Genomic DNA, 17,400 nt, shown 5'->3' with positions numbered 1-17,400 from the left:
GGGGGGGCCCGAGGGGCGGGCGGCCCGGCCCCGGGCCGGGGGGGGGGGCCCGGGCGGGGGGGGGGGGGGCGGGGGGGCGGGGGTGGGGGGGGGGGGGGCCCGGGCGGGGCCCGCCCCTCCACCATGCGTCGTCGTTACGTCACTTCTTCTTGCCGCGCTTCTCGCGCACCCGCACCGAGATGTGGATGGGCGTGCCCTCGAAGCTGAACTCCTCGCGCAGCCGGCGTTCGATGAACCGCCGGTAGCCCGCCTCGATGAACCCGGAGGCGAAGAGCACGAACCGCGGCGGCTTGGTGCCCGCCTGCGTGCCGAACAGGATGCGCGGCTGCTTGCCGCCCCGCACGGGGTGCGGGTGGGCGGCGACCAGCTCGCCGAGGAAGGCGTTCAGCCTGCCGGTCGGAACGCGGGTCTCCCAGCCCGCCAGGGCCGTCTCGATCGCCGGGACCAGCTTCTCCATGTGGCGTCCGGTACGGGCCGACACGTTCACCCGCGGCGCCCAGACGACCTGACCGAGCTCGGTCTCGATCTCCCGCTCCAGGTAGTAGCGGCGCTCCTCGTCGAGGGTGTCCCACTTGTTGAACGCGAGGACGATCGCCCGCCCCGCCTCGACGGCCATGGTGACGATGCGCTGGTCCTGCACCGAGATGGAGTCGGCGGCGTCGAGGAGGACGACGGCGACCTCGGCCTTCTCCACGGCGGCGGCGGTACGCAGCGAGGCGTAGTAGTCGGCGCCCTGCTGGAGGTGGACGCGCTTGCGGATGCCCGCGGTGTCCACGAACTTCCAGGTCCTGCCGCCCAGCTCGATCAGCTCGTCGACCGGGTCACGGGTGGTGCCGGCGATCTCGTTGACGACGACGCGCTCCTCACCGGCGACCTTGTTCAGCAGCGAGGACTTGCCGACGTTCGGGCGGCCGATCAGGGCGATCCGGCGCGGGCCGCCGACCGCCGTGCCGAAGGTCTGCGCGGGGGCCTCCGGCAGCACCTCCAGGACCTGGTCCAGCATGTCGCCGGTGCCGCGGCCGTGCAGGGCGGAGACCGGGTGCGGCTCACCCAGGCCCAGGGCCCACAGGTAGGAGGCGTCGGCCTCGCCGCTCTGGCCGTCCACCTTGTTGGCGCACAGGACGACCGGCTTGCCGGCCTTGCGCAGCAGCCGGACGACGGCCTCGTCGGTGTCGGTCGCGCCCACCTTGGCGTCCACTACGAACACCACGGCGTCGGCCGCCTCGATCGCGTACTCGGCCTGCGCCGCCACGGAGGCGTCGATGCCGAGGACGTCCTGCTCCCAGCCGCCGGTGTCGACGACCTTGAAGCGGCGGCCCGACCACTCGGCCTCGTAGGTGACGCGGTCCCGGGTGACGCCCGGCTTGTCCTCGACGACCGCCTCGCGGCGGCCGATGATGCGGTTCACCAGGGTCGACTTGCCGACATTGGGGCGGCCGACGACGGCGAGCACGGGCAGCGGGCCGTGTCCGGCCGCCTCGAGGGCGCCCTCGACGTCCTCGAGGTCGAAGCCCTCCTCCGCGGCGAGCTCCATGAACTCCGCGAACTCGGCGTCGCCGAGCGCCCCGTGCTCGTGCTCGTGCTCGGCCGAGCCGTCGGGCTGGATGTGGTCGTTCATGAAGTCCGTACCTCGTTGTTCATCGTGGTGGTCGGTGGAACACCCGATTCCGGGCGTTCCACTACTCAGTGTCCGCTAGCGCCCGGTGAGGCGCCTGGCGTTTTCCAGGTGCGCGGTGAGCTGCTTCTGGATGCGCTCGGTCGCCTCGTCCAGCGCCTTGCGGGTACGCCGTCCGCTGCCGTCACCCGCCTCGAACGGGTCGCCGAAGACGACGTCGACGCGGGAGCGCAGCGGGGGCAGCGCCTTTATCAACCGTCCGCCCTGCCCGGAACTTCCCAGGACGGCGACGGGCACGATCGGCGCGCCGCCGCGCAGGGCGAAGTAGGCGAGCCCCGCGCGCAGCGAGGCGAAGTCACCCTCGCCGCGGGTGCCCTCGGGGAAGATACCGAGGACGCCGCCCTGCTGCAGGATGCCCAGCGCCCGGGAGATGGCTGTGCGGTCGGTGGTGTTCCGGTCCACCTTCACCTGGCCGATGCCGGTCAGGAACGGGTCGAGCGGTCCGATGAACGCCTCCTGCTTGATCAGGAAGTGCGTGGGCCGGGGGGCCACTCCCATGACCATCGGACCGTCGATGTTGTGGGAGTGGTTCACGGCGAGAAGCACCGGGCCGGAGGCGGGCACCCGCCAGGCACCCAGCACGCGCGGCTTCCAGAAGCCGTACATCAGTCCGACGCCGATGCGCCGCCCGACCTCGGCGCCCCGCGCCGACGGAAGCCCGGTCACCGGCCTGCTCGCTTCTCCTCGACGAGGGTGACGACACACTCGATGACCTGCTGCAGGGTCAGGTCGGTGGTGTCCACCTCGACCGCGTCGTCCGCCTTGGCCAGCGGGGAGGTCTTGCGGCTGGAGTCGGCCGCGTCCCGCTGGACCAGGGCCTCGCGCGTGGCGTGCAGGTCGGCGCCCTTGAGCTCGCCGCTGCGGCGGGCGGCCCGCGCCTCCGGGGAGGCGGTGAGGAAGATCTTCAGGTCGGCGTCGGGCAGCACGGTGGTCCCTATGTCCCGGCCCTCGACGACGATGCCGGTGACGGCGGAGCCGGCGATGGAGCGCTGCAGCTCGGTGATCCGGGTGCGCACCTCGGGGACCGCGCTGACCGCGCTGACCTTGGAGGTGACGTCCTGCTCGCGGATCGGGCCGGCCACATCGATGCCGTCGACCGTGATGGCGGGCTTCTCCGGGTCGGTACCGGAGAGGATCTCGGGCTTGCCGGCCGCGGCGGCGATCGCGGAGGGGTCGGCGGTGTCGATGCCGTTGGTGACCATCCACCAGGTGATCGCCCGGTACTGGGCGCCGGTGTCCAGGTAGCTCAGGCCGAGCTGTGCCGCCACGGCCTTCGACGTGCTCGACTTGCCCGTGCCGGACGGGCCGTCGATGGCGACAATCACTGGCGTGGAGCTTTCCACAGTGGGGACCTTCCTGGACCTGGCTGGCGGGGAGCGGGGCGCGAAACCGCCCTGCACAAGGTTACTGGGTGTCCGTCCCCCGATCGGCCGTACCCGGGGACGGGGCCGCGACCGCTCCCGGGATCGGCGCCGGCACCGCTTTCGGCGCCCGTGTCCGATCGTCCGCGGGCCCTCGTCCGCCCACCCCGGACGACATCCACCGTCCACCGCCCGCCGCCCGGCAGGTGCTACTGCCGGACGGACCAGCCCCGCTCCCGCAGCGCCGCGGTGAGCACCGGAGCCGCCTTGGGCTCCACCATGAGCTGTACCAGACCGGCCTGCTGCCCGGTCGCGTGCTCGATACGGACGTCCTCGATGTTGACGCCCGCACGGTCGGCGTCCGCGAAGATGCGCGCCAGCTGGCCCGGCTGGTCGTCGATGAGCACCGCCACGACCTCGTACGCGCGCGGGGCGGAGCCGTGCTTGCCCGGGACCCGGATCTGGCCGGCGTTGCCGCGGCGCAGCACATCCTCGATGCCGGTGCTGCCCTCGCGCCGCTTGTCCTCGTCGGAGGACTGCAGCGCGCGCAGGGACCGTACGGTCTCCTCCAGGTCGGCGCCGATGTCGGTGAGCAGGTCGGCGACCGGACCGGGGTTCGCGGAGAGGATGTCGATCCACATCCGGGGGTCGGAGGCGGCGATCCTGGTCACGTCCCGGATGCCCTGCCCGCACAGCCGTACGGCGGCCTCCTCGGCGTGCTCCAGGCGCGCGGCGACCAGGCCGGCCACCAGGTGCGGCATGTGGGAGACCAGGGCCACGGCGCGGTCGTGGGCATCGGCGTCCATGACGACCGGGACGGCCCTGCAGTGCGAGACCAGCTCGAGGGCGAGGTTGAGCACCTCGGTGTCGGTGTCCCGGGTGGGCGTGAGCACCCAGGGGCGGCCCTCGAAGAGGTCCGCGCCGGCGGCCAGCGGGCCGGACTTCTCACGACCGGACATGGGGTGCGTACCGATGTACGCCGAGAGGTCGAGCCCACGCTGCTCCAGCTCACGGCGCGGCCCGCCCTTGACGCTGGCGACGTCGATGTAGCCGCGTGCCACCCCGCGCTCCAGGGCGTCGGCGAGCACCCCGGCCACGTGGGCGGGCGGGGCGGCGACGATCGCCAGGTCCACCGGCCCCTCGGGGGGCCTGTCGGTACCGGCGCCGAGCGCGGCGGCCGTACGGGCCTGCTCCGGGTCGTGATCGACGAGGTGGACGGTGACGCCCCGCTGGGAGAGGGCGAGGGCGGCGGACGTGCCGATCAGTCCGGTACCGATGACGAGTGCGGTTCTCACTGGGCGATGTCCTTGCGCAGGGCCGCCGCGGCGCCGAGGTAGACATGGGCGATGCCGGCGCGCGGCCGGTCGGACTCGATGTGCGCGAGGATGCGGACGACGCGGGGCAGGGCGCCCTCGATGTCCAGTTCCTGGGCACAGATCAGGGGGACGTCGACGATGCCGAGCTTGCGGGCGGCGGCGGCCGGGAAGTCGCTGTGCAGGTCGGGCGTGGCGGTGAACCAGATGCTGATCAGGTCGTCCGTGGCCAGATCGTTGCGTTCCAGTACCGCGGTGAGCAGCGCGCCGACCTGTTCCTCCATGTGGCCGGCCTCGTCCCGCTCGAGCTGGACGGCGCCCCGGACCGCTCGTACCGCCACGGCGTTGCTCCTTGCTGATGTGCCGAATGTGTTGATGGACCGAATGTGCTGATGTGCTGATGTGCTGATGTGCTGGATGCGCTGACGTGCGTATCGGTTGTTCGGTCGTCCAGCCTAGTCAGAACGGGATTCGGTGGTGTCCCGTGCCCGCCCGCCGAGACGGTCGGTGCAAAATGTCCTGATCTCCCGCAAATTAGCCCACCCTCCATGATTCCCTCCGGAGTGACGACATGACTGACACGACCCCACGCACGACCCTGCGCACCACACGACGCACGGCCCTTCTCGCGGCAGGCGCGACAGCGCTGGCCGCCGGCTGCGGCGGGAACGGGGGCGGAGGCGGAGGCGGTGACGACTCCTCGCCGGCCGCCGCCCCGGACACCGCCTCGGACGCAACCTCGGACGCCGCCTCGGACGCCGCCTCGGACGCCGCCTCGGACGCCGCGGCGCCGGACGCCGCGGCGGGGCGGGAACTGGCCGCGACCGACGACATCCCGGTGGGCGGGGGTGTGATCTTCAAGGACGAGAAGGTGGTGGTGACCCAGCCCGAACAGGGCGACTTCAAGGCCTTCTCGGCGATCTGCACCCACCAGAGCTGCCTGGTGGCGGACGTCTCGGACGGCACGATCGACTGCGCCTGCCACGGGAGCCGGTTCCGGATCACCGACGGCTCGGTGGAGCGGGGGCCGGCCGCCAGGGCGCTGCCCGCGGAGCGGATCACGGTGGAGGGAAATTCGATTCGTCTGGCGTGAGCCGGCCCGTACGCTCCCGGGCATGCACTCCGCCGAGCTCCTGGTCCGCGACCACACGGTCTACGCCTGCGTCATGGGCTCGCGTGCCTTCGGCCTGGCCACGGAGGTCAGCGACACCGACCGCCGTGGCGTCTTCCTGGCCCCCACTCCCCTGTTCTGGCGCTTCGAGAAGCCGCCGACCCATGTCGAGGGTCCGGCCGAGGAACAGTTCGGCTGGGAGCTGGAACACTTCTGCGAGCTGGCCCTGCGCGCCAACCCCAACATCCTGGAGTGCCTGCACTCGCCGCTCGTGGAGTACGCCGACGACACCGGCCGCGAACTGCTCGCCCTGCGCGGGGCGTTCCTCTCCCGCCGGGTCCACGAGACGTTCATCGGGTACGCGTATGGACAGCGCCGCAAACTCGAGGCCGATGTCCGCGTGCACGGGGCGCCCCGCTGGAAGCACGCGATGCATCTGCTCCGCCTGCTGGCCTCCGCCCGCGACGTGCTGCGCACGGGCGTCCTCACCATCGACGTGGGCGAACTCCGCGAGCCGCTGCTCGCGGTGAAGCGGGGTGAGGTTCCCTGGTCCGAGGTCGAAGCCCGGATGGCCCGGCTGGAGCGGGAGGCCGGTGAGGCGCTACGCCGTACGCCGCTCCCGGCGCAACCGGACCGACGCCTGGTCGAGGACTTCCTGGTCCGTGTCCGCCGCGCTTCCGCCCTGCGGGCAGGGTAGGGCGGGCGGCCCCTTGCCGTGGGCGCTCCCCCTCAGCTGTCCCAGAGCGCTCCCAGGGCCAGCAGTTCGTCCCGGTACTCGATGCGGTCGGCCCAGGCGTCCGGCCAGGCGTCCGCGCCGAGGTGGGCGCCCGCGAAGGCACCCGCGAGGCAGGCGATGGAGTCGGAGTCACCGGAGGTGCAGGCGGCACGGCGCAGGGCCGTGAGCGGTTCGTCGACGAAGAGCAGGAAGCACAGCAGTCCGGTCGCGAGGGCCTCCTCCGCGATCCAGCCCTCCCCGGTCGCCAGGCACGGATCGGTCTCCGGCGAGACGGTGTGGACGGCGCGCCGAAGGCGTTCCAGGATCTCCAGGCACTCGTCCCAGCCGCGCGCGATGAAGTGCTCGGCACTGGGGTCCCCCGCGCGGGTCCACAGGTCGCCGAGCCACACCTCGTGGTAGCGGGTGCGGTTCTCGTAGGCGTAGGAGCGCAACAGGCCTATCAGCCCGGTCGGTTCGGCGCCCTCGGCGAGCAGGCGTACGGCGTGGGCGGTGAGGTCGGAGGCGGCGAGCGCGGTCGGGTGCCCGTGGGTGAGAGCCGACTGCAACTGGGCGGCACCGGCGCGCTGTTCCTCGCTCAGCCCGGGGGCGAGCCCGAGGGGCGCGACCCGCATGTTGGCACCGCAGCCCTTGGAGCCGACCTGGCTGGCGTCCTGCCAGGGGCGGCCCTCCTCGGACAGCAGGTGGCAGGCCTTCAGGCAGGTGTTGCCGGGCGCCCGGTTGTTCTCGGGCGAGCGGTACCAGTCGACGAACTCCTCGCGCACCGGCCGCTCCAGCCGCTTCGGGGCGAGCCGTCCCCGGTCCATCGCCGTGCGCAGTCCGCGTCCCAGGGCCAGCGTCATCTGGGTGTCGTCGGTGACGATCGCCGGTTTCGGCAGGTCCATCTCCCGCCACGGCCCGAACTTGGCGAGGATCGAAGGGACGTCGTTGAACTCGGTGGGGAAACCGAGCGCGTCCCCGAGGGCGAGTCCGGTGAGCGCGCCCGTGGCGGCGCGCTTGGTGACGGGCATGGTGTCGACGGTGTTCATGCGGGACGTCCTTCCGGGGCCGGCCGGAGCAGAGGCGGGTGGAGGACGGTGGCGGTGCCCGCCCGGTAGAGGGCGGCGGGTTTGCCCCGGCCGCCGGTGAGGCGTGCGGCACCCGGGACCGGTTCGACGAAGCCCGCGGAGGCGAGCACCTTGCGCCGGAAGTTGGGCCGGTCGAGCGTGGTGCCCCATACGGTCTCGTAGACCTGCTGCAACTCGCCGAGAGTGAACTCGGGCGGGCAGAAGGCCGTGGCGAGGCAGCTGTACTCGAGCTTGGCGCCGACGCGTTCCCGGGCGTCGGCCAGGATCCGGTCGTGGTCGAAGGCGAGCGCCCGCGCGGAGCCGTACGGGACCCAGCGGGCCTGCGCCGCGTCGCCGCCCCCGCGCGCCTCGGGAGCGTCGGGCAGCAGCGCGGTGAACGCGACGGAGACGACCCGCATCCGGGGATCGCGGCCGGGATCGCTGTAGGTCCGCAACTGCTCCAGGTGCAGTCCGGACACGTCCGTCAGTCCCGTCTCCTCGGCGAGTTCACGCCGGGCGGCGGTCTCCGCCGACTCGTCCGGCTGCACGAACCCGCCCGGCAGCGCCCAGTGGCCCGCGTAAGGCTCCTCCCCGCGCTCGACGAGCAGGCCGTGCAGCACGCCCGCGCGGAGCGTGAACACGGCGAGGTCGACGGTGACGGCGAAGGGCTCGTAGGCGTACTTGTCGTAGCCGCCCATGACCCGCACCCCCTTTTATAGTCAGGTCGACTATAAAAGGGGGTGCGGGTCCTTCACAAGGCCTTAGAGCTCGACTTCCTGCATCAGCATGCCGACCTCGGTGTTCGACAGCCGGCGCAGCCAGCCCGACTTCTGGTCGCCCAGGGTGATCGGGCCGAAGGCGGTGCGCACCAGCTTGTCGACCGGGAAGCCCGCCTCGGCGAGCATGCGGCGCACGATGTGCTTGCGGCCCTCGTGCAGGGTCACCTCGACGAGGTAGTTCTTGCCGGTCTGCTCGACGACGCGGAAGTGGTCCGCGCGCGCGTAACCGTCCTCCAGCTGGATGCCGTCCTTCAGCCGCTTGCCCAGGTCGCGCGGGATCGGTCCGACGAGGTGCGCGAGGTAGGTCTTCTTCACCCCGTACCGCGGGTGGGTCAGCCGGTGCGCCAGCTCACCGTGGTTGGTGAGCAGGATGACGCCCTCGGTCTCGGTGTCCAGCCGGCCCACGTGGAACAGCCGGGTCTCGCGGTTGGTGACGTAGTCGCCGAGGCACTGCCGCCCGTCGGGGTCCTCCATGGTGGAGACGACACCGGTGGGCTTGTTCAGCGAGAAGAACTGGTAGGACTGGGTGGCGACGGTCAGCCCGTCCACCTTGACCTCGTCCTTCGCCGGGTCGACCCGGCGGCCCTGTTCCAGCACGATCTCGCCGTTGATCTCGACCCGCGCCTGCTCGATCAGCTCCTCGCAGGCGCGCCGGGAACCGTACCCCGCGCGGGCGAGGACCTTCTGCAGCCGCTCGCCCTCCTGCTCGGCGCCCGGGAAGGTCTTCGGGGGCCTGACGTCCTTCTTCTCCGCGTACCGGTCGCGGTTGCGCTCCTCGATCCGCGTCTCGTACTCGCGCGAGCGGCCCGGAACCGTACGGCCCCCGCCGCCCTTCTGCCCGGGCCGGGAGCCCTGGGAGGAGCCGCCGGACCGCTTGGCGCCGGTGCGGCCGGACTTCGGGCCCTCCTTGGTGGCTTCGGGCCCCACGTCGTAGCGGCGCTCCTCCGGGCGGGGCTGGCGGGGGCGGCCCTGCCCCTGCTGCTGGTCCCTGTTGCCGCCGGAACCGCGGGGGTTACCGCGTCCGCCGCTCTTGCCGCTGCCGCTGCTTCGCATCACATTTCCGTTGTTGTCGTTTTAGGCGTATCGGTCGGATGGACCGTCGTCCGGGTCCGGGGCGTCCGGATCGAACGACGGTACGGCTTCCTGGGTCTCGGCCTCGATCGCCTCCGCCTCCGGGAGGAAGGGCGCGAGCTCCGGGAGCTCGTCCAGACCGCGCAGGCCCATCCGCTCCAGGAAGTAGTTCGTCGTCGTGTACAGGATCGCACCTGTTTCGGGTTCCGTGCCCGCCTCCTCGACCAGACCGCGCTGCAGCAGGGTGCGCATGACCCCGTCGCAGTTCACTCCGCGCACGGCGGAGACCCTGCCGCGGCCGACCGGCTGGCGGTAGGCGACCACGGCGAGGGTCTCCAGGGCGGCCTGGGTGAGCCGGGCCTGCCGGCCGTCCAGAACGAAGCCCTCGACGGCCGCGGCGTACTCGGGCCGGCTGTAGAAACGCCAGCCGCCGGCGATGTGCCGCAGCTCGAAGCCGCGTCCCTGGACGGTGTACTCGTCGGCCAGCGCACGGAGCGCGTCCGCGACCTGCCGCCCGGGCCGCTCCAGGATCTTCGCCAGTTGCTCCTCGGTCGCGGGCTCGTCCACGACCATGAGAACCGCCTCCAGCGCGGGCCTGAGATCGAGGTCCGCGACGGTGCGCGGCCCCATGGGAAGATCGGCTGTGTCCTCGCTCACGTCCTGCTCACCCCTTGTCCTCCCTCGGGCGGCTCTTCCGGTGCTTCGGGCGGTCGGTCGAACTCGTCGGTGACCGTGGGAGCCTCGCTCCTGTCGCCGCCGGTCCAGCGCACGGTCAGCTCGCCGAGCGCGGTCTCCTGGTCGAGAGCGACGGCCTTCTCCCGGTACAGCTCCAGGAGTGCGAGGAACCGGGCGACGACGGTCAGAGTGTCGTCCGTGTCCTCGGTCAGGGCCCGGAAACTGGCCTCGCCGAGCTCCCGCAGCCGCGCGACCACGATCCCGGCCTGTTCCTGCACACTGACCAGCGGCGCGTGGATGTGGTCGACGTACACCTGCGGCTTGGGCCTGGGCTGCATCGCCTTGACGGCGAGCCGGGCGAACCCCTCCGCGCCGATGCTGATGACGACCTCGGGGAGCAACTCGGCGTGGTGCGGCTCGAGCCCCACGGTACGGGGGTGGCGCCGGGCCTCCTCGTCCAGCCGCAGGCTGAAGATCTCCGCGATCCGCTTGTACGCGCGGTACTGGAGCAGGCGGGCGAACAGCAGGTCCCGGGCCTCCAGCAGGGCGAGGTCGGCCTCGTCCTCCACCTCGGCGGCGGGCAGCAGGCGGGCCGCCTTGAGATCGAGCAGCGTGGCCGCGACGACCAGGAACTCGGTGGTCTCGTCCAGGTCCCAGTCGGGTCCCAGCGCCCGGATGTACGCCATGAACTCGTCGGTCACCCTGGACAGCGCGACCTCGGTGACGTCCAGCTTGTGCTTGGAGATCAGCTGAAGCAGCAGGTCGAACGGTCCTTCGAAGTTCGACAACCGGACCTTGAACCGGCCGTCGTCCTCCTCGGCCGCCTCGGCAGTCTCTGCCGTCTCGACCACTTCGGATCCCGCGAGCGCCTCGGTCTCCGCTGTCTCGTCGGCCGTCCCGGCTCCGTCGGCCTTCGGGTTCCCTCCGTCGGCCTTCGGGTTCCCCTGGGCACGCTCCAGGTCGTACGCCATCGCACCGGAGTCCACCGCGGGTACCGTCCCGGGCCCAGCCGGCCTGCCGTCCGTCCCGGGGCCCGCGGGCGCCGGATCGGGCGCCGTCCCGGGCGCCGGATCGGTGTCCGGGCCCGGTACGTCGTCCCGGTCGGCCGGTGCGGGAGCCCGGGTCGGCGCGGGAGCCGGGGCCCGAACCGCAGCGGGAGGCGCGGCCGTGGGCTCCGCTTCCGCCTCGGTGTCCGCCTCCACTCCCGCGTCCACGGGCTGCGGGGCCGGCGGCACTCCTCCCGGTCCCCGCCCCAGCGCGCGACGGCGTCCGGGCCGCGGGCCGCGGCCGGCGGCGGGGGTGTCGTTCGAGGTCATGACCTCTGCAGGCTACCGCTACCGTCCGCGCAGACGTCGTACGAGGATGCTGGCGTCTCCGCGGGACTCCAGGTCGGCCAGGACCACGGCGACCGCTTCTCGGACGATCCTGCCCCGGTCGACGGCCAGGCCGTGCTCGCCCCGGAGGACCAGACGGGCGTGCTCGAGGTCCATGAGCTCCTCGGCGGACACGTACACCGTGATCTTCTCGTCGTGCCGCTCGCGACCGCTGGGCCGGCGTGCCGCCGCCCTTCCACGCTTGCGCGGGGCCGCCTCCGCGGCCGGTCCCTCCGACGTCCCCTGCCGTTGCGCGGAGCGCTCCGGCGCGGCGCGGCTGCGGGACTCGCCCGCTTCGGCCGGCTCCGCGCCCGTGGCGACGTGCTCGGCGCCCTCGCCGTCACCGCCCTGCGCGGGCACCGACTGCGGAGCGTCCTCCTGGGCCGCGGCCGCGTCGCTCTCCCCCGCGGGCGCGGGGATCCGGCCCTCACCATTGGCCTGGCGCCTGGGCGTGGAGGCCTGGAGCGCCATCCCCCCTGTCGTACGGAAGAGTTCGTCGGCCCCGGGCAGACTCACTCGGCGTGACACCGGGCGAGCACCTCCCTGGCAAGCTGGCGATAGGCGGCGGCACCGACGGAGTTGGACGCGTACGTGGTGATCGGCTCACCGGCGACGGTGGTCTCCGGGAAGCGGACCGTACGCCCGATGACCGTGTGGTAGACGTGATCGTCGAAGGCTTCGACGACACGCGCGAGCACCTCACGGCTGTGCACCGTGCGCGAGTCGTACATCGTGGCGAGGATCCCGTCGAGTTCCAGCTCGGGGTTGAGCCGCTCCTGGACCTTCTCGATGGTCTCGGTCAGCAGGGCCACACCGCGCAGTGCGAAGAACTCGCACTCCAGCGGAACGATCACCTTGTGCGCGGCCGTCAGCGCGTTGACCGTGAGCAGGCCGAGTGAGGGCTGACAGTCGATCACGACGTAGTCGTAGTCGTCCAGGAGCGGCTTCAGCGCGCGCTGCAGTGTCGACTCGCGGGCGACCTCGGAGACCAGTTGGACCTCGGCCGCCGACAGGTCGATGTTGCTGGGCAGCAGGTCCATGTTGGGGACCGCCGTCTTCAGCAGCACCTCGTCGGCCGCCATGCCCCGCTCCATGAGCAGGTTGTAGACGGTCAGATCGAGTTCCATCGGGTTGACACCGAGTCCGACCGACAGCGCGCCCTGGGGGTCGAAGTCGACGAGCAGCACCCGGCGTCCGTACTCCGCGAGCGCGGCACCCAGGTTGATGGTCGACGTCGTCTTGCCGACGCCGCCCTTCTGGTTGCACATCGCGATGATCTTCGCGGGGCCGTGGTCGGTCAGCGGGCCCGGGATCGGGAAGTACGGCAGCGGGCGTCCGGTCGGGCCGACGCGCTCACGGCGCTGACGGGCCGCGTCGGGCGCGAGGGTGGCCGCGTACTCGGGATCCGGCTCGTACTCGGCGTCGGGATCGTAGAAGTGCCCCTCGGGCAGTTCGTCGTAGTCGGCGAAATGGTTGTGGGGCGCGCCACTTCCGTCGCCGGCCATGGCGTTCACGTGATGGCCATCCATGCTCTGGTGTGCAGTGGGAGTCGCCTGCTGGTTCCGATGGGGTGCGAAGGTGCGCACGGCGACGGAGCCGACAGGAGCGAGCCCCGCGTGACCTCGCCCCCGTGCAGTCATTCCTGGGTGACCACCCCCGGGAGTAAATGTCGACTCATTCACAAGTCGTCTTACCTCCTTGGTGACCAGGAAACTTCTAGACAGGTCAGCGTGGCATCATGCCGACGGTTGGCGACTCTATGGCGTGTCGGCGGTCCGCAGCAACACAATCCGCCGGACCCGGCCCGATGTGTCGACAATGAAACATCCCTCTGTCAAGGGCGTACGGCCGTCGCACGGCAGGTTTCACCGGTGTGCGAATCGGTGGAAGGGGTACGTTCGAGGCGAGTTGCCCCTGATTCGTGAAGTGACCATACACACATCTCGCCGCGCCTGATGGGCAAGGTGAGTCCGGATGCATGACGTTGACGAAAGAAGTTGACGTATCGCCTTTGCCGGGAGGCAACTTGGTCGACTTAACGCCCGGGGGTGGCGTCCGGACGGCGCCTTCCCGGTTCGGCCGGGCAGCGCGGCCGGTTCAGCCGAGCAGCGCGGCGAGTTCGACGTGTTCCAGGCCGTGGGCCGCGGCGACCTCCTGGTGGACGACCTCGCCGTCATGCGCGTTGAGGCCCTTGGCGAGCGCGGGGTCGCGGCGCAGTGCCTCCGCCCAGCCGCGGTTCGCGAGTTCGACGATGTAGGGCAGCGTGGCGTTGGTGAGCGCGTAGGTGGAGGTGTTGGGCACGGCACCGGGCATGTTGGCGACGCAGTAGAAGACCGATCCGTGGACCGTGAAGGTCGGCTCGGCGTGCGTGGTCGGGTGGGAGTCCTCGAAGCAGCCGCCCTGGTCGATCGCGATGTCGACCAGGACACTCCCGCTCTTCATCCGCGAGACGAGGTCGTTGGTGACCAGCTTCGGCGCCCTGGCACCGGGGATCAGCACGGCACCGATCACAAGATCGGCCTCGACGCAGGCCTTCTCCAGCTCGAAGGCGTTGGAGACGACGGTCTGGATCTTCGTACCGAAGACCCGGTCGGCCTCACGGAGCTTGTTGACATCCTTGTCGAGCAGGATCACGTGAAAGCCCATGCCGACGGCGATCTGCGCGGCGTTCCAGCCGGAGACACCTCCGCCGATGACGACGGCCCGGCCGGCCGGCACCCCCGGGACCCCGCCGGGCAGCACGCCGCGGCCGCCGCCGGCCCGCATCAGGTGGTAGGCGCCGACCTGGGCGGACAGCCGGCCCGCGACCTCGGACATGGGGGCGAGCAGCGGCAGCGCGCGGCCGGGCAGCTCGACGGTCTCGTAGGCGATCGCGGTGGTACCGGAGGCCAGGAGGGCGTCCGTGCACTCCCGGGAGGCGGCCAGGTGCAGGTAGGTGAAGAGGGTCTGGTTTTTGCGCAGCCGGTGGTACTCCTCGGCGACGGGCTCCTTGACCTTCAGCAGCAGGTCGGCAGCGGCCCACACCTCGTCCGCGGTGTCGAGTATCTGCCCGCCCGCGGCGATGTACTCGCCGTCCGGGATCGAGGAGCCCGCGCCGGCACCGTGCTCGATGACGACCTGGTGGCCATGACGCACCAGCTCGTGCACGCCGGCGGGGGTGATGGCCACCCGGAACTCGTTGTTCTTGACCTCGCGGGGGATGCCGACCTTCACGTCGATCACGATCCTCGGTTCGGGGGCATTTCGGGGGTATGCGGTAGTGCTACACGCACCCGGGCACACACGTGCACACCGGAAGGGACCGCGGAAGATGGTGCGGCAGGGCCATCTCAATGAAGGCATTCCTGCTGCACGGCCTTACAAAACGTTAATCTTCCACAAGGGAGCTGCGGGTTTCGTAGGCACTGCCTTCTTGTTTCGGGTCGATTCCAGGCTCTTGGGCCTCTTCTCCCAGCATTCGCTCCGCCGAGCTCCGGTGCAGCGCGGCCGACGTGGGGTCGCCCAGGTGCTCGAAGGTGTCGGCGAGCCGCAGGTGCAGCGCGGCCTGCAGCCGGGTGTCCTCGGCCCGCCGGGCCCACTCCACCGCCTCCCGGCAGGTGCGCAGTGAATCCTCGGGGCGGCCCGCGTACTCCTGGACCCGGGCCAGTTCGCTCAACGCGCGTGCCTGGGCGGCCAGATCGCCGTTCTTCCGGTGCCCGGCGACCGCCGCCCGCCAGTTCCGCAGCGCCTCGCCGTAGCGGCCGGCGTAGGTGTGGGCGGCGGCGATCCGGCCGTACAGGCGGGCGGCGTCCGCGCGCTCACCCTGGGCGAGCCGCTCGGCCAGGGCCCGGCCGAACCAGTCGGCGGCCCGGTCGAAGTCGCCGAGCTCCAGATGGGCGCCTCCCATGGATTCCGTCGCACGCCCGGTCGCGTACGGATCGTTCGCCGCACGTCCGGCGTCCAGTGCGGCCCGGTAGCGCGCCAGCGCGTCGGCCGTGCGGCCGGTACGGGCGTCGAGGTCGCCGAGGTTCAGCAGGGCCGCGGCCTGCTCGCGGGGAAGTCTCCGGCGTTCGGCCACATCGAGGACCAGGTGGTGGATGCCGTAGAGGTCGCCGGCGGCGGCCCGGGTCCCGAAGTGGGCCACCATGGCACGCACCAGCTGGGACATCAGACGGCGGGCCAGGGTGTCCAGCGTCCCGTCGGCGACCGCGAGGCGGGCCGAGGCCAGCAGAGCGGGCCTGCGGACGCTCAGCCAGTCGGCGGCGTCGCGAGGGCTCGGGAAGCGCAGGGAGCGCGGCATCCCGAGGAGCTTCTCGCGCGCCTGGGGGCTGTCGGTCTCGGTGATGGCCCTGCACGACTGGAGCAGCCGCACGGTCCGTTCCAGCATGCGGGCGCGGGCCAGCTGGAGCTCTCCGGGCCGTTCGTGGGCCTCGGCGAGGCATTTCAGCAGGGGGTGCAGGCAGCCGGGTACCTCGTACTGCGGCAGCGAGGTCCCCACGGGGTGCAGCAGACCCACGGAGACGAAGTCCTCCAGGGTGGTGCGCGCGCTGCTCACCGAGCATCCTGCGAGCGCGGAGGCGGTGTGCGGGTCGGCCAGGCCGGCCGGGGCGAGGCTCAGCAGGCGCAGTATCCGGGCGGCGGGCGCGGGCAGCTCGTCGTGCACCAGCCGCAGGGCACGGCCGGTCACGGTGCCCTCGTCGGCGCCGGCGCGCAACTGCCTGGCGAGGTCGGCGACGGCGGTCTTGGGCCGGGCGGCGAGCCAGCCGCCGGCCAGGACCAGGGCGGCGGGCTGCCCCTGGCACTGTTCGGCCAGGCCCTCCGCGGCCCGCGGGTCGACGGTGATGCGGACCGAGCCGGCGATCCGGGACAGCAGTTCCACGGCGGACTTGGTGTCGAGGCCGCCGAGGGTGCAGGGGCGGACGTCGGAGATGCCGGTCAGCGGGCCCTGGGAGATGGCGACCACCAGGCAGTCGGGGTTGTCCGGCAGCAGGGCGTCGACCTGCTCGGCGTCGGCCGCGTCGTCCAGCAGGAGCAGCGTCCGGCGGCCGGCCAGGGCGGTTCGCAGCGCCTCGACGAGATCGTCCTCGTCGGCGCCGGCCGGGGTGGGCACCTCGAGCGCGTCGAGCAGTTCCCGCACGGAGCGCTCGACGGGTACGCGCGTGCCGTCGGTCTCGCTCAGCCGGGCGCGCAGCACCCCGTCGGGGTAGCGGTCGACGACCTGGCGGACGAGTTCCTCACCGAGCGTCGTCCGGCCGGAGCCGGGCCGGCCCGCGATGAGCAGCACCCGGGCGCGGGGGGCCTTGCGGCCGGAGAGGGTGTCGAGTCCGGCGCGCTCGATGTCGGCCCGGAGCTCCTTCAACTCCCTGGTGCGGCCCAGGAAGCGGGTCTCCGCGGCAACGTCGTGGGAGAGCCGCACGCCGTCCGTGTCCACCGCCTGGTCCGTCACGGGCCACACTCCCGTCCCACCGCACGCGCAAGCCCGCCGGGACTCCGGATCGGGCGTTTTCCAGAGCCTAGTTCACGCTCTGCTACGTTCCGTGTGGAGCACGGCGGACGCGTCCCCCGATCGGATCAGCCGATGGTCACATCACAAGGGGACCGGGGTGGTTCAGGCCTCGAACGGGCGGGCAGGCCACGGAGCCCCGGCCGGACGCAGCGCGTCGAGCCCGTCCCCGTCCCGCGCTGCGACGAGCGAAAGCACTCCCACCACCAGGCAGTTGTTGTGCAGCTCGCCGGCCAGCACGCCGCGGACCAGGTCCGTGACGGGCACCCGGGCCAGTTCCATGTCCGCCTCTTCGTCCTCGACCTCGAAGCGGTCGCCGTCGGCCTCGGACAGACTCCGGGCCAGGAAGATCCGTACGGCCTCGTCGCAGCCGCCGGCGGTGGTGTAGACGTCGGTCAGCACCCGCCAGTCCTCGGCCTTGACGTGCGCCTCCTCGTACAGCTCCCGCTGGGCGGCGTGCAGCGGGTTCTCGCCGGGGACGTCCAGCAGGCCGGCCGGAATCTCCCACAGCTTGTGGCGCACGGGGTGACGGTACTGGCGCAGGACCAGGACGCGGTCGGCGTCGTCGAGGGCGAGGACGGCCACGGAGCCGGGGTGGACCTGATAGTCACGGTGAACCACGGTCCCGTCGGGCATGACCACGTCGTCGGTGCGCACGGAGGTCTTGTTGCCGACGAAGGGCGTCCTGGTGGCCCGGACCTCCCACTCCTCCGGGGTGTCCTGGATGGTCGTTCCGGTCATTGAGGTCCTTCCCAGACGTACAGGCGTACTGGCGCACAGC

The 17,400-nt window shown here is 71.9% G+C and carries 17 protein-coding genes; 2 read left to right on the top strand and 15 right to left on the bottom strand.

Going from position 1 to position 17,400, the window contains the following annotated elements:
• Nucleotides 1-139: 139 nt before the first annotated feature.
• From der to aroH, 5 genes are all read right to left on the bottom strand, one after another.
• Nucleotides 140-1,618 carry a ribosome biogenesis GTPase Der gene (der, locus tag ACFYQA_RS34975; protein ID WP_388926770.1) on the bottom strand — a complete coding sequence of 493 codons (1,479 nt, stop codon included), beginning with the start codon at nt 1,616-1,618 and terminating at the stop codon, nt 140-142.
• A gap of 75 nt (nt 1,619-1,693) precedes the next feature.
• Nucleotides 1,694-2,341 (bottom strand): lysophospholipid acyltransferase family protein, encoded by a 648-nt coding sequence (locus ACFYQA_RS34970; RefSeq protein WP_386399860.1) that lies wholly within the window; start codon nt 2,339-2,341, stop codon nt 1,694-1,696.
• Complete coding sequence (cmk, locus tag ACFYQA_RS34965; RefSeq protein WP_388926767.1) at nt 2,338-3,018, bottom strand: (d)CMP kinase; 681 nt, start codon at nt 3,016-3,018, stop codon at nt 2,338-2,340. Before cmk ends, ACFYQA_RS34970 begins: the two co-directional genes overlap by 4 nt.
• A gap of 227 nt (nt 3,019-3,245) precedes the next feature.
• On the bottom strand, nt 3,246-4,331 hold the full coding sequence (locus ACFYQA_RS34960; protein ID WP_388926764.1) for a prephenate dehydrogenase: 1,086 nt from the start codon (nt 4,329-4,331) through the stop codon (nt 3,246-3,248).
• Complete coding sequence (aroH, locus tag ACFYQA_RS34955; RefSeq protein WP_332426404.1) at nt 4,328-4,690, bottom strand: chorismate mutase; 363 nt, start codon at nt 4,688-4,690, stop codon at nt 4,328-4,330. Before aroH ends, ACFYQA_RS34960 begins: the two co-directional genes overlap by 4 nt.
• 230 nt (nt 4,691-4,920) lie before the next feature.
• Here aroH and ACFYQA_RS34950 point away from each other — a divergent pair, with 230 nt between their 5' ends.
• Together ACFYQA_RS34950 and ACFYQA_RS34945 are read left to right on the top strand one after the other, a co-directional pair.
• Entirely contained in the window at nt 4,921-5,442 is a 522-nt protein-coding gene (locus ACFYQA_RS34950; protein WP_388926761.1) for a Rieske (2Fe-2S) protein, read from the top strand.
• 22 nt (nt 5,443-5,464) lie between these two features.
• Entirely contained in the window at nt 5,465-6,157 is a 693-nt protein-coding gene (locus ACFYQA_RS34945; protein WP_388926759.1) for a DNA polymerase beta superfamily protein, read from the top strand.
• Nucleotides 6,158-6,189: 32 nt separating this feature from the next.
• On the opposite strand, the gene ACFYQA_RS34940 is transcribed toward ACFYQA_RS34945, so the two are convergent.
• From ACFYQA_RS34940 to ACFYQA_RS34895, 10 genes are all read right to left on the bottom strand, one after another.
• Nucleotides 6,190-7,221, bottom strand: a complete 1,032-nt coding sequence (locus tag ACFYQA_RS34940) for an ADP-ribosylglycohydrolase family protein (protein ID WP_388926756.1) — start codon at nt 7,219-7,221, stop codon at nt 6,190-6,192.
• The gene (locus ACFYQA_RS34935) at nt 7,218-7,937 is read right to left on the bottom strand and encodes an NUDIX domain-containing protein (protein WP_388926753.1); all 720 of its coding nucleotides are present in this window, start codon (nt 7,935-7,937) and stop codon (nt 7,218-7,220) included. The genes ACFYQA_RS34940 and ACFYQA_RS34935 overlap by 4 nt, the downstream gene beginning before the upstream one ends.
• Nucleotides 7,938-8,000: 63 nt before the next feature.
• Nucleotides 8,001-9,071 carry a pseudouridine synthase gene (locus ACFYQA_RS34930; protein WP_386399838.1) on the bottom strand — a complete coding sequence of 357 codons (1,071 nt, stop codon included), beginning with the start codon at nt 9,069-9,071 and terminating at the stop codon, nt 8,001-8,003.
• 21 nt (nt 9,072-9,092) lie between these two features.
• Nucleotides 9,093-9,746, bottom strand: a complete 654-nt coding sequence (scpB, locus tag ACFYQA_RS34925; protein WP_388926750.1) for an SMC-Scp complex subunit ScpB — start codon at nt 9,744-9,746, stop codon at nt 9,093-9,095.
• Nucleotides 9,743-11,080 (bottom strand): segregation and condensation protein A, encoded by a 1,338-nt coding sequence (locus ACFYQA_RS34920; RefSeq protein ID WP_388926747.1) that lies wholly within the window; start codon nt 11,078-11,080, stop codon nt 9,743-9,745. Before ACFYQA_RS34920 ends, scpB begins: the two co-directional genes overlap by 4 nt.
• 18 nt (nt 11,081-11,098) lie before the next feature.
• A complete protein-coding gene (locus ACFYQA_RS34915; RefSeq protein WP_388926744.1) occupies nt 11,099-11,665 on the bottom strand; it encodes a hypothetical protein in 567 nt (188 codons plus the stop codon).
• The gene (locus tag ACFYQA_RS34910) at nt 11,650-12,777 is read right to left on the bottom strand and encodes a ParA family protein (protein WP_386399827.1); all 1,128 of its coding nucleotides are present in this window, start codon (nt 12,775-12,777) and stop codon (nt 11,650-11,652) included. Before ACFYQA_RS34910 ends, ACFYQA_RS34915 begins: the two co-directional genes overlap by 16 nt.
• 457 nt (nt 12,778-13,234) lie before the next feature.
• Nucleotides 13,235-14,359, bottom strand: coding sequence for an alanine dehydrogenase (gene ald, locus ACFYQA_RS34905; RefSeq protein WP_388926736.1), 1,125 nt, complete (start codon nt 14,357-14,359; stop codon nt 13,235-13,237).
• A gap of 145 nt (nt 14,360-14,504) precedes the next feature.
• Complete coding sequence (locus tag ACFYQA_RS34900) at nt 14,505-16,562, bottom strand: tetratricopeptide repeat protein (protein WP_388926733.1); 2,058 nt, start codon at nt 16,560-16,562, stop codon at nt 14,505-14,507.
• A gap of 162 nt (nt 16,563-16,724) precedes the next feature.
• Entirely contained in the window at nt 16,725-17,360 is a 636-nt protein-coding gene (locus ACFYQA_RS34895; RefSeq protein WP_386399818.1) for an NUDIX domain-containing protein, read from the bottom strand.
• Between the last annotated feature and the right edge of the window lie 40 nt (nt 17,361-17,400).

The sequence above is a fragment of the Streptomyces sp. NPDC005774 genome (assembly GCF_042871645.1).
Lineage (GTDB): Bacteria > Actinomycetota > Actinomycetes > Streptomycetales > Streptomycetaceae > Streptomyces > Streptomyces pratens.
The sequence above is the reverse complement of the archived record's forward strand: the minus strand, read 5'-3'. Positions and strand labels throughout refer to the sequence as shown.